This is a genomic window from Streptococcus suis YS161 (assembly GCF_002760245.1).
Taxonomy (GTDB): domain Bacteria; phylum Bacillota; class Bacilli; order Lactobacillales; family Streptococcaceae; genus Streptococcus; species Streptococcus suis_I.
Genome location: NZ_ASCA01000026.1, coordinates 1 through 11,715 on the forward strand (window position 1 = coordinate 1; position 11,715 = coordinate 11,715).

Annotated in this window: 14 protein-coding genes and 1 pseudogene; 4 read left to right on the plus strand and 11 right to left on the minus strand. The window is 42.2% G+C overall.

Going from position 1 to position 11,715, the window contains the following annotated elements:
• Positions 1 to 49 precede the first annotated feature (49 nt).
• From SST111_RS03775 to SST111_RS03785, 3 genes are all read right to left on the minus strand, one after another.
• Complete coding sequence (locus SST111_RS03775; protein ID WP_099810073.1) at positions 50 to 1,024, minus strand: zinc-binding dehydrogenase; 975 nt, start codon at positions 1,022 to 1,024, stop codon at positions 50 to 52.
• A gap of 71 nt (positions 1,025 to 1,095) precedes the next feature.
• The gene (locus tag SST111_RS03780; RefSeq protein ID WP_099810074.1) at positions 1,096 to 1,845 is read right to left on the minus strand and encodes a protein-ADP-ribose hydrolase; all 750 of its coding nucleotides are present in this window, start codon (positions 1,843 to 1,845) and stop codon (positions 1,096 to 1,098) included.
• A complete protein-coding gene (locus SST111_RS03785) occupies positions 1,824 to 2,657 on the minus strand; it encodes an SIR2 family NAD-dependent protein deacylase (protein WP_099810075.1) in 834 nt (277 codons plus the stop codon). Before SST111_RS03785 ends, SST111_RS03780 begins: the two co-directional genes overlap by 22 nt.
• 178 nt (positions 2,658 to 2,835) lie before the next feature.
• On the opposite strand from SST111_RS03785, the gene SST111_RS03790 reads away from it, so the two are divergent.
• A complete protein-coding gene (locus SST111_RS03790; protein WP_099810076.1) occupies positions 2,836 to 3,171 on the plus strand; it encodes a winged helix-turn-helix transcriptional regulator in 336 nt (111 codons plus the stop codon).
• A 27-nt stretch (positions 3,172 to 3,198) separates the two neighbouring features.
• Here the strand turns inward: SST111_RS03790 and SST111_RS03795 are convergent, their stop codons facing one another.
• The 4 genes from SST111_RS03795 to hprK are packed head-to-tail and all read right to left on the minus strand — an operon-like array spanning position 3,199 to position 5,853.
• A complete protein-coding gene (locus SST111_RS03795) occupies positions 3,199 to 3,735 on the minus strand; it encodes a YtxH domain-containing protein (protein WP_024396152.1) in 537 nt (178 codons plus the stop codon).
• Positions 3,719 to 4,129 (minus strand): DUF948 domain-containing protein, encoded by a 411-nt coding sequence (locus SST111_RS03800; RefSeq protein ID WP_024376744.1) that lies wholly within the window; start codon positions 4,127 to 4,129, stop codon positions 3,719 to 3,721. Before SST111_RS03800 ends, SST111_RS03795 begins: the two co-directional genes overlap by 17 nt.
• A 13-nt stretch (positions 4,130 to 4,142) precedes the next feature.
• Positions 4,143 to 4,919 carry a prolipoprotein diacylglyceryl transferase gene (lgt, locus tag SST111_RS03805; RefSeq protein WP_257211377.1) on the minus strand — a complete coding sequence of 259 codons (777 nt, stop codon included), beginning with the start codon at positions 4,917 to 4,919 and terminating at the stop codon, positions 4,143 to 4,145.
• Between the two features lies 1 nt (position 4,920).
• The gene (gene hprK, locus SST111_RS03810; protein WP_099810078.1) at positions 4,921 to 5,853 is read right to left on the minus strand and encodes an HPr(Ser) kinase/phosphatase; all 933 of its coding nucleotides are present in this window, start codon (positions 5,851 to 5,853) and stop codon (positions 4,921 to 4,923) included.
• Positions 5,854 to 6,070: 217 nt separating this feature from the next.
• Here hprK and manA point away from each other — a divergent pair, with 217 nt between their 5' ends.
• Complete coding sequence (manA, locus tag SST111_RS03815) at positions 6,071 to 7,012, plus strand: mannose-6-phosphate isomerase, class I (protein WP_061746089.1); 942 nt, start codon at positions 6,071 to 6,073, stop codon at positions 7,010 to 7,012.
• 198 nt (positions 7,013 to 7,210) lie between these two features.
• On the opposite strand, the gene SST111_RS03820 is transcribed toward manA, so the two are convergent.
• Together SST111_RS03820 and SST111_RS03825 are read right to left on the minus strand one after the other, a co-directional pair.
• Positions 7,211 to 7,483, minus strand: coding sequence for a PspC domain-containing protein (locus SST111_RS03820; protein ID WP_002936774.1), 273 nt, complete (start codon positions 7,481 to 7,483; stop codon positions 7,211 to 7,213).
• Positions 7,473 to 8,234, minus strand: coding sequence for a hypothetical protein (locus SST111_RS03825; RefSeq protein ID WP_099810079.1), 762 nt, complete (start codon positions 8,232 to 8,234; stop codon positions 7,473 to 7,475). The genes SST111_RS03820 and SST111_RS03825 overlap by 11 nt, the downstream gene beginning before the upstream one ends.
• A 215-nt stretch (positions 8,235 to 8,449) precedes the next feature.
• Between SST111_RS03825 and SST111_RS03830 the strand changes: the two genes are divergently transcribed.
• Positions 8,450 to 8,920, plus strand: a complete 471-nt coding sequence (locus SST111_RS03830; protein WP_257211378.1) for a restriction endonuclease subunit S — start codon at positions 8,450 to 8,452, stop codon at positions 8,918 to 8,920.
• Between the two features lie 14 nt (positions 8,921 to 8,934).
• Positions 8,935 to 9,858, plus strand: coding sequence for a site-specific integrase (locus SST111_RS03835; protein WP_099810081.1), 924 nt, complete (start codon positions 8,935 to 8,937; stop codon positions 9,856 to 9,858).
• A gap of 3 nt (positions 9,859 to 9,861) precedes the next feature.
• On the opposite strand, the gene SST111_RS03840 is transcribed toward SST111_RS03835, so the two are convergent.
• Both SST111_RS03840 and SST111_RS03845 read right to left on the minus strand, forming a co-directional pair.
• On the minus strand, positions 9,862 to 10,371 hold the full coding sequence (locus SST111_RS03840) for a restriction endonuclease subunit S (protein ID WP_099810082.1): 510 nt from the start codon (positions 10,369 to 10,371) through the stop codon (positions 9,862 to 9,864).
• Positions 10,372 to 10,495: 124 nt separating this feature from the next.
• Positions 10,496 to 11,715 (minus strand): annotated as a pseudogene (locus SST111_RS03845) (type I restriction-modification system subunit M); the annotation flags it as partial.

Sequence of the window (11,715 nt, forward strand, 5' to 3'; positions counted from 1 at the left end):
TTTAGTGCACCCTTTTGTCTAGAAAATCATCTAAAAATTAATCAACTTTCTATTGACTTTTTACCACTAGACTATTGAGCACAATCACCTTGCCAAAAGCCTCCGCCCCCTCTAAATAGCGGTGAGCCTCCTGTATGGTATCCAAACTAAAAATCTTCTCAGGCCCAACCGGCACCTGATAATGAACCAGGTAGTCAAACATCTCCTGCAACTTGTCCTGATTGACATTGCCCGAATAAAAAGTAGTCAAATAGACATTCTGCCGCAACTGCTCAATGGGGTCAAAGTCCTCCAGATACCACTTACCACCCAGCTGCCCTGTCGAGCAGACAATGCCGCCCTCCTCCAGATGAGCTAGGGAATCCGCTAGAGTAGCAGGACCAACCAGCTCAAGAATCTTGCTGAAGGTCAGGTCTGTCTGCAAACGCCCCTCTTTTTCGAGGATGACTTGTCTGAAACCAGAGGTCAACAGTTGATCGGTCTTTTCTATCTTGCGAACAGAAGCATAGATAGGCAGGTCTGGAAACTGGCTCCGCACCAATTTGACAAAGGCCTGTCCAACCCCGCTAGCCCCCGCACGCACCAAGATCCGATCTGACGCTTCCAGCTTGAGATTTTTCATGGAACCGTAGGCAGTGTAGTAGGTTTCAGGGACGCTAGCTAGTTCTGCCCAGCCCAAATCAGTCTGGACAGGGTAGAGGATTTGATTAGGCACCAGGGCGTACTCTGCATAGCCACCGTCAAAGGCTCGACCCAGCTCGCCCATGATAGATACAACCTTTTGCCCGACTGGTAACCTGTCTGGCTCTGTCGTTTCCTTAACGACACCAACCAATTCAATCCCTAAAATCCGTGGAAATACTACACTTGGTGACAGACCCTGTCTAGTAAAAATCTCCGAATGATTGATACCAAATCCCTTAATCTTTACCAAGGACCAACCTGTTTTCACCTGCGGTTTGGCAACTTCTTTTACTTCCAAAACCTCTGGCCCACCAGCCTGTGATACGACAACAGCCTTCATAGGAACTTCCTTTCATTAGTCAAACTTTTTTACTATTATAACAGAAAAAGAAAGATAGTCAATATTTTTGACTATCTAACTCCCAGTAATTCTTGATAAATTTCCCTATCCTCATCTTTGAAGACATTGAAAATGACATTGATTTCCGAATGTTCTGTGATAAAATTCCGAACAGTTCTGACCGCAATCTCCGCAGCACGTTTTTGTGGAAAATGAAACTCACCCGTACTGATGCAACAAAAGGCGATACTGGTCAGTCCCTTTTCCACTGCCAATTCCAAGCTTTTTTGATAGGAGGAAGCAAGCAGTTCCTCGTCTTGAAGCCGGACCTCCGTCTGAATAATCGGCCCAACCGTATGAATGACATAGTTGGCTGGCAGATTGTAGGCTGGCGTTATTTTTGCCTGACCTGTTGCTTCCAAGTGCCCCTGAGCCTTCATGAGTTGGTAGCAAGCCAACCGCAGTTGAAGCCCAGCCTGCGAATGAATCGCATTATCAATACAACGATGATGAGGTACAAAGCACCCCAAGAGCTGACTGTTGGCCGCGTTGACAATCGCATCAACTTCTAGGCTAGTAATATCGCCCTGCCAGAGATAAATCTGTGGCTCCACCTCCTGTAAGTCGGAAAGGCCTGTCACCCTTTTCTGAGCTAATGTTTCCTGTAAATAGGCATCTTGCAGGCTCCAAAACTCCGCCGGCATGACCTTGGGCTCCCAAATGTTCATCAAGGCTCGCAAGACCCATTCCTGCTCTTCCTGAGTCTGAGGCAGGTCCAGGTCAGGTGCAAGATAAGCAATCAATTTTTCAAGTCTTTCCATGCTCTGATAACCTCCTGCATATCTTGGTTAATGGTGATAATGCCCTCACGTTCTGGGTCTTCAAGATTAAGCCGAATCAGACTAGCAGCTGGCAGAGCCTCATTCAAACGTTCAAAGGGGAATTTGATAATAGTTGGCGTGTTGAAGCCCACACCCAGTTCCAAAAAGACAATGTTCTTGTCAGCATTCCCCTGCAAAAAATCCAGATAAGCCTTTTCTTGCCTGTGCCAATTAGCATCTTCGACAAAACGGTGGTCAATTCTCAAGCGGCTCATCATGTCTGCCCCACACTTAGGACATTTGGGGATATCTTCACTTCTAACCTCCAAACCCTGACGATTGGCAAGCAGGATTTCCAAGGCAACTTGATTATTATAAACGCCATCATGACAAGGCACTGAGCATTGAAACTCACCGTAATTGCCCTGAACTTCAAAGAGTTTCTCTTTGTCAAACCCCGCCTTTTCAAACTGACTATCTACATTGGTGGTAATAACAAAATAATTCTTATCTCCCACTACTTCATACAAATCCTGATAGAGTGGCAAGCTGTCTGTCTGATAGCGATTGAGGTAGAGGTGTTGGCTCCAGTAGCCCCACTTCTTCTCCTCAGTCGCAAAGGGATAAAATCCAGCGGAATACATATCTGTCAGCCCATATGCCTTGATAAAGGGTGCAAAATGTTCCTCAAATCGTTGGCCTGAGTAGGTCAAGCCCGCAGCACTGGACAGACCAGCACCCGCTCCAATCACAATTGCATCCGCTTCTGCGATTAATTTCTTAGCTTCCTTTATTTTTCTATCTTCTATCATCTTCGTCCTCCTTCTCTAGTCTTTCCTTGCTTTTTTTAAGCTCTGCCATTATACTAACACTAACAGTATCTTTTGGAAAGTATGCACCTTAAAGTAGGGTAGTTACCTCAAGGTAAGAAATGCATATTTTCAAGTACTAACCGACTTATATTTTTTGAAAAACATTTTGGAGAAAGCTATGACCAGTAAAAAATTACCATTAGACTTGCCAGCTTGCCCTATTGAAACAACCTTATTACTGATTAGTAGCAAGTGGAACATTCTCATCCTACGCGATCTGATGGAGGACACCAAACGCTTTAGCGAATTACAACGTTCCATTGGCTCCATTAGCCAGAAGGTCCTGACCAGCAACCTGCGAGACCTCGAAGCAAAAGGCATTGTGAAACGCAAGGTCTATCCAGAAGTCCCTCCCCGTGTAGAATATTCTCTGACAGAACTGGGGCACTCCTTGAAACCCATCCTTGATTCTATGTGGGACTGGGGAGAATGGTACAAAGCACAACAAAACTAGCCTAGAAAATTCTAAGCTAGTTTCATTTTATCCTTCAACTGCTTCTGAGGCAGTTTCGCTTGCTACTTCTGAAACGGTTTCTGATACCACTTCAGTTTGAACATCTTCGATATCAATTTCAATATCTTCAGACACAACTACAGCATCCTCAATATCTTCTTCTGTCAAATCCACTGTCGGAGCTTTAGCAGTTTTTGCCTTGATAGCTTCCAAAATGTCAGCCGTTGACAAGTTTTGTTCCGCAATTTTTTCCTTGATTTGCTCAAAGGTTTCCAAGGATTTTTCCTTACCAGACTTGACCAAATCTTCTACTGTCAATTCACCAGTTTCAAGTTGAGTTTTTACTTCTGTAAATCGTTCAGTCGCTTGTTTGCCTAAATCTTGTGCCTTAGTGACAAAATCAGCATTGATTTCTTCATGGTTTTCTTTATAGTCATTAGCAAAGTTTACAACTTTTTCTTTGACTGTTTTACCAGTTTTACTTGCTAGAAAGGCAGCTGCAGCAGCTCCTCCTGCTGCCCCTAACAAAAGGCTAGTCCACACGCTACTAGATTTTTTTACCATTTTTTTCTCCTTTCTTACCTAAGAGAGATGAGAGAGTTGACAGAGCTGAAAGAGCTCCGCCGGCTTTTACAGTACTTGCTCCAGCAGACTTAGCTTTGACTGTCAAATCACGCGCTGAAGCATTCAAATCAGATACAGAAGTGGACAAGTCCGCAACCGCAACGAAGAGGGGATCCAAGGTCGAAACCTTACCATTTACATCTTCGACTAAGACATTGGTTTTAGCCAAAAGCTCGTTGGTCTGATAGAGAGTCACATTGACATCGCTGGTCAAGACCTTAAGCGTTTGCTGGGCTTCATCTGTCACCGTACCCAATTTTTTCAACAACAAAACAATATATACTGCCACCGCCGCGATGGACAAGGCAATAATCAAGACAGAAATTTCAATAATCATATCTTCTCCTTTAGGGTTGATAGAATGGAATAGAAGACTTTCTTCTCCGCAACACAACCATGATAATACCAACGAGGATTAACACCCCAGATAGCCATTGTGAAACACGTATTCCCAAGAACATGAGGCTGTCCGTCCGCAAGCCTTCTATCAAAAGGCGACCACAACCATACCAGACTAGGTAGAAAGCTGTAATTTCTCCCTGTTTAAGGAATTTTGGCCGTCTACGTAACACACAAACCAAGCCAAAGCCTAGCAAATTCCAGAGAGACTCAAACAAGAAGGTTGGTTGACGGTAGGCACCATCAATATACATCTGGTCTCGGATAAAGGCTGGCAGGTAGTTCAAACTTTCTACTGCTTTACCATAGGCCTCTTGGTTAAAGAAATTTCCCCAACGACCAATTGCTTGAGCAATCATGACCGATGGCGCTACAATATCCAAAAAATCCAGGGTATTAATAAAGCGATACTGGGTAAAGAAATAAAGGACGAGCGCACCTGTAATCAAACCACCATAGATGGCAATACCACCGTTCCAGATAGCGAAGATAGATAAAATGTTATCCCTATATTCACTCCATGAAAAGGCGACGTAGTAAATCCGTGCCCCTATGATAGAAAGCGGAAATGCGATTAGAATAAAATCTAAAATATCATCCTGACGAATTTTCTTTCGCGGACCCTCTTTTGTCGCCAGATAAACACCTAGAATCAGACCAAGTAAAATGCAGATTGCATACCAACGAATTTCTAAGGGACCTAATTTAACCGCAATAGGATCCATATTAAGCCTCTTCTCTATTGTGTTCAATTAAATTAGACAAGCGTTCTTCGAAGATCTTCGTTGCATCAAACCCCATCTGTTTGGCACGGTAGTTCATGGCTGCTGCTTCAATTACGACAGAAATATTTCGACCGGTTTTTACAGGAATACGTATTTGTGGAATAGCAATTCCTGCTACTTCGATAGTATCGCCAGAGTTTCCCAAACGGTCAAATACCTTACCTGTTTCAAAATTTTCAAGATAGACAGCTAATTGCACTTCTGATGAATCTTTCACGGCACTAGCACCGTATAGACTCATGATGTCGATAATGCCGACTCCTCGAATCTCTAATAAGTGGCGCAGAATTTCCGCAGGTTCACCCCAGAGAGTGACATCGTCTTTTGCATAGACATCAACACGGTCGTCAGCCACCAATCGGTGTCCTCGTTTAACCAACTCAAGACCAGTCTCACTCTTACCGATACCAGAATCGCCCTGGATAAGCACTCCCATACCGTAAATATCCATCAAGACACCGTGTACACTCGTCCGCTGAGCCAGGCGACTATCCAAGTAAGAAGACAATTCTCCCGATAGACGACTGGTTGCTGTCTTGCTTCGGCAGATAGCAATTTGTTTTTCTTTTGCAGCCTTGTACATCTCCTCAGGGATTTCCAAGCCACGTGCCACTATGACAACAGGGGTTTCTGGCTGGAACATCTGAGAAAGAACCTGATAGCGGTTATGGGCAGTCATGGCCATCAAATAAGACCACTCCTTCATCCCCATCAACTGGATGCGCTCTGGAGCATAGTAATCAAAATAGCCAGTCATTTCCAATCCTGGTCGGGTAATATCTGCCGTCGTAATTTGCTTTTGCAGGAGCTCTTCCGTACTGTAAGCACATTCAATCCGCAGATTATCGACCAAATCTTTCACATAAACGGTCATTTCTTCCCTCACTTTCAGTTTTATTATATTATACCATAAGCAAGGGGTTGTGGGAAAAACAAGGGGCTGATTTGGTAAAAAGAATGTGTTTCTCTCTTTTTCTCACAAAATTAGCAAAACTTCCACAGATTAAATGCACTTCTCTTCCTTCGCTACATATTTTTAACAAATCTGTTATACTTTATATAGCTCAATACTTACTACTAAGGAGAAAATCATGGAACCCTTGTTTCTCACACCTGTTATGCACGAAAAAATTTGGGGGGGCAATCGCCTAAGGACCAACTACCACTACGACATTCCTAGTGAAAAGACTGGGGAATGTTGGGCAATCTCTGCCCACCCAAACGGCGTAACAACTGTCTCAAACGGTCAATATAAAGGAAGAGGACTGGATGACCTCTATAAGAATGAAAAACATTTATTTGGTAATCCAACAGATGATGTCTTTCCATTATTAACAAAAATCCTTGATGCAGACGATTGGCTTAGCGTCCAAGTTCATCCCGATGATAGCTATGGCTTGGCTCACGAAGGGGAACTGGGTAAGACAGAATGTTGGTACATTTTAGAAGCCGAAGACGGAGCTGAGATCATTTATGGTCACAATGCCCAATCCAAAGAAGAACTCCGTCAGCAAATCGAAGCCGGAGATTGGGACAAGCTGTTGACCCATGTACCTGTCAAAAAGGGTGATTTCTTCTTTGTACCAAGCGGCACCATGCACGCCATCGGTAAGGGAATCCTGATTTTAGAAACCCAACAATCTAGTGATACAACCTACCGTGTCTACGACTTTGACCGCCGTGACGATGCAGGCAACCTCCGTGAACTACACATTGAAAAATCTATAGATGTCTTGACCATCGGACCTGTTGCTAACTCAACACCTGCCCACCTCAAAGCAGGCAATCTTGACTCGACACTTCTGGTTGCCAATCCCTTCTTTACCGTATATAAATGGAATATCCAACAAGAAATCAAAATGGAACAGACAGTTCCTTACCTGCTTGTCAGTGTCATTGAAGGGGAAGGTGCCATCCAAGTCGGTGAAACCAGCTACCCACTTCAAAAAGGAAGCCACTTTATCTTACCAGCCGATGTGACAGACTGGACTTTTACAGGCCAAATGGACATCATCGCAAGCCACACAAACTAATACTCAATGAAAATCAAAATTATCCGTTGTCAACTTGCCTTGATGAGTGAAAAGCTCCAGTGGAGGTTTTCAGCCTGTTACCTTGAAATAAGATAGTAACAGAGTTCTATCTTCGACTTCGTTTCCTAGGCTACTTTTGATTTTCATTGAGTATAAGCATACAAAAAACTTGAGCCTTCAAACTCAAGTTTTTTTGTATTATTCAAACCAAGACTTATTTATCTTTTCCGCTTCTTTTATCTTACGTGGACCTGTTCCATAGCGTTCCGCGTCCCTATCTTCCTTATAAGGTAAAAAATAAGCTGCTGCAATATAGAGAGCAATCAGAAGGAGGAAGGATTTGCCTAAGAGGAGACCTGCAATAAATATCGCGCGTGTTACCCAGGATTCCCAGCCCAATTTATGCGCTATGCCGGCAAGAACCCCAGATACTATCTTCCCCTGCCTTACTTTATACAATTCAATTGACATCTTTTATTCCTTTCACGTAAAAGCCCCCTTGACCTGTTTGTACCTTCAAGAAAAGTAAATCATTGCCAGATTTTTCAAACTGATAGGGACTATTTTTCTTTTTCCGGTTAACCAAGACATGACCGGATTGCGACTCAATCTGCCCCCGAATTCCCTGGCCTTTGCCAGTGTGTAAAGTCAAAGGAGCCTGAGCTAGTTGCACATACAAGTGTTGGGGATAACCACCGCAAGTCGTCAAGCGAATATCCTGTTGTTTTTTATCCCTTGAACTGCGGATAGAAATATCTTCAAATGGTAAGTAATCCAAGCGAGCATCTGCCTGACCAAGTTCCAAATCCAGCACCGACATCCATTCCTGAGGCAAGTTGATTGTCAAACGACAGGCCAAGCTACTGTGAAAATAAAGCCCCTTTTTTTCAACATAAAGACGAGGAAGCTTATCTTCTGGTGCATCTTGATTGTAGCAAATCTCCACACTAATCTGATTATTTTTAGACTTAGCCAAAGTTAGACGTCCCTCAGATAATTTTAAAAAGAGTGATTCAATCCCTTCAAAACTATAGGATTGTTTCAATTTGGAGGAAGCAAAGACCTTAAAACTTGGCAAGGTAAAATTCAATTTTACTTTTTCTTCCACGAAAAGAAAGTCAGGCTCCTGATTCATTTCCTTGAAACAGGCACGCGCCTCTTCCTTGGTCAAGACACCTTTTTCATATAACTCAATTAAGCGTTCTTCTCTCTTTTGCGCCATAGGCTCACCTCAATTCTATTCTAGTATATCATAAATCCCTACAAAAAAATCAGCCCGAAGGCTGATTCTAGAAAATCAAGATTTACCAAGGCAATTGATAGATTTTTTCTGAAAATGGATGAAAATTCTGCTTTGAAAACCCAAAATTTAATTCTATTACTCAACTCTGAGCGTATAAAAATCATCACGCTTGGGAACTGCGGAAGTTGGGGGAAGTGGCGGAGATAAACCCAAAATCACAAATTCCAGAAAAATTTGAATATGTCGATTTAGAGTCGGTAGTAGGGACTAGTTTGATTTCGCATAGAACAGTGAGAGCAGAAAGTGCACCATCTAGAGCACAAAGATTAGCATTACCAGGAGATATTTTTTATCAGACAGTTAGACCGTATCAAAAAAATAACTATTTATTCGATTTGTCAGATGATAACTATGTTTTTTCAACTGGTTATGCTCAGTTAAGACCTAAGATTGATGACCGATACTTAATGATAAAAATACAAGATGATGGATTTGTTAAGGAAGTACTTGATAGATGTACAGGGACTAGTTATCCTGCAATAAACTCTAAAGATTTATCTCAAATTTCTATTGATGTCCCAACCTCCCTCCCCGAACAAGAAGCCATCGGCACTTTCTTCTCCACCCTAGACCAACACATCACCCTTCATCAGCGTAAGTCGTAGAAGGGATTAATACAATGAATAAAATTACACGAGAAACCCTACTTCATGAATATTTTAAAGAATGGACAAGACTGTTTAAAGAGGGAGCTGTTCGCCCAATTACTCTCGAAAAGTATCGCAATAATCATTATCATTTAAAAAAAATTGTGCCTGACTTGGTATTACATCAGTTGGACAGGACAACCTATCAGCAAATTTTGAACGACTATGCTTTGACCCACGAACGTCAGACGGTTATTGACTTTCATCATCAGCTCAAGGGAGCGGTCTTGGATGCTGTTGACGAGGGCTACATCGATCGGGACCCCACCCGAAAGGTGATTTTTAAGGGCAAGGCTCCTAGAATTAAAAAGATGAAATACCTCAATCAGTTTGAACTGCATAATGTTCTGTCTGATTTGAACTTGGAATGCTGTATCAATTGGGATTGGTTGATTTTGCTTATTGCGAAAACAGGTTTACGATTTTCGGAGGCTCTAGGTCTGACACCAGCTGATTTCAACTTTGTCCAGCAAAATGTATCTGTGACAAAGACTTGGAATTACAAGGGAAATGGTGGTTTTTTGCCGACCAAAAATAAATCTTCCGTGAGAAAAGTGCAGATTGACTGGCAGTTAAGTATGCAATTTCAACAATTGATTAAAGACCTACCTCAGGACAAACCTATTTTTGTCAATGGACCTGTCTGCAACTCTACACCAAATAAGTGGTTGGAGAGACATTGTAAAAATGTGGGTGTTCCTGTCATTTCTATCCATGGTCTTAGACATACCCATGCATCTCTTTTGATGTATGCTGGCGTTTCAATAGCTAGCGTGTCAAGGCGGTTGGGGCACTCTTCCATGACAACAACTCAAAAAGTCTATATGCATGTCATCTCGGAACTTGAAAATCAAGATACAGATTTAGTCATGCGTTACCTATCTGGCCTAAGCTAGACATCAAATCGACTTACGCTGATGAAGGGTGATTTGTTGGTCTAGGGTGGAGAAGAAAGTGCCGACATGATTTCTTTCTTTTACAGAAACAGGCATAATTATCTTTAATCCTTTTAATTCGCTTGCTTTCACAAGCGGCTGACCTGTTCCGAATGATAGTTTCTTAATATCAAAATGTTGTAGAATATAGAAAATGAAATCAAGTAAATCTCCTTGAATAAATACTGTATTATCACTTATTTTTACTTTTCCAGAATGTCTGTAAAGCTCTCCAGCATTCGTACCAACACGAGCAGTCAATATAAAATCCCCCTCATAGTCATACGAATTATCGTATCCAATAACAGAAGTAGATCCTAAAATTTCAAACTCTCCAAATTCTAAAGCTGAAAACTTGCTCTTACCTGTACCAATAAACAATACTTCATTTACCAACTTCCGCAGTTCCCAAGCATCTGCATTTTCGAACGCTTTGAAGCGGCGTTTGGGGATATTTCTGTCTTTGTTCGGCATTTCTACATTCCCCCAACTTCTTTCGATTTTTCTTCCCTTTTCGGAAAATGACCGAAAAGGGTTGCTGATGATTTTCTCTTTTTGTTCTTGGACGCTTTGTATAAGAACATTTCTTTCTCATTCATCATGATAACACCACCAGTTCTTTCATCAGATTTTCAAATTCTGTTTCAAGCAGGGCAATTTCTGCATCCATATCATCCAAGGTTTCAGCATAGCGATTATGGAGTTCTTCGACAATAGCAATTTCAGCCTTTAATGGCAATTCAACCAGTTCCAGTGCCTTGTCCGTCACCTGACCAAACCATTTTTTATAGAGTAGCTGATCAACTTCCTTATCTGTCAAGACTTGGATGCGGTTGGACACCAATTCCTTGAGTTCCTGTTCCTTGGTCTTGATTTCCTTGGCTACTGCCGACTTCTCCTTGGCTAGATCATCTACTTGCTTCAAGAAACCAAATTCTACTGAGCCTTTTGTCGCCTCTTTCAAGGCAGCCTTGACCAATTTACCTTCAAAACTATCCTGTGCTTCCCCATCGTCATTCTTTTTCAGGACATCAAAGAGAGCATTGTACTCCTCGCTATCTTCCACCTTGGCATTTTCAACCAATTCGCTGACTTCACTGTCAATTTCCGAGATCCGATTTTTCAAGCTTTCAATATAGGCAAGCTCCTCACCATAGCACTCACTGGCAATCAGACTGTTCGGAATAATCACACCATTCCAACCATCTTGAACCTTTTCCTTATTTTTCCCCTTGCTGACCATATTCGGCTCACGGGTACGACCCGCCTCATAAAAGCCTAATTGCTCAATCAGCTCTGCATCATGTGTCAGGGTCTTGGTCCAAATTTCTGCGATAATTTGATAGCCTTCATAGATATCAACTTGGTCAAATTGTGACAAGCGTTCCTTGATGTCTGCCAACATAGCTTCTTTTAATTGTCTCGTATTGGTATCCGTATGTAAACGGTGCAATTTTGTCCAATATTCCTCAATGAAGTCTGCAATCGTCGACTGGACTTGAGTATATTCTTGCCGAACGACTGGACTAGACAAGACGGCTCCTGAAAATTCTTCAATAGTCTGGTTCAAGGTCAAATAGCCAGGACGATTCTCACTAAAGGCTTGCTCCATGACCTCTTTGACAGTTTGATTGAGCACTCTCAAGGACTGAATATTTCTCTTTGGAATACCGCCGTATAAATGAGCATCCACATCGTGAGGAATTTCTTCATCAAGAGCCGTCACATAGCGTGGAATGTTCATATTATAGACAATATGTAAAGACCCCCAGTTGAGAATTCGTGGATTTACCTGTACACTAGAATAAAAAAACAATC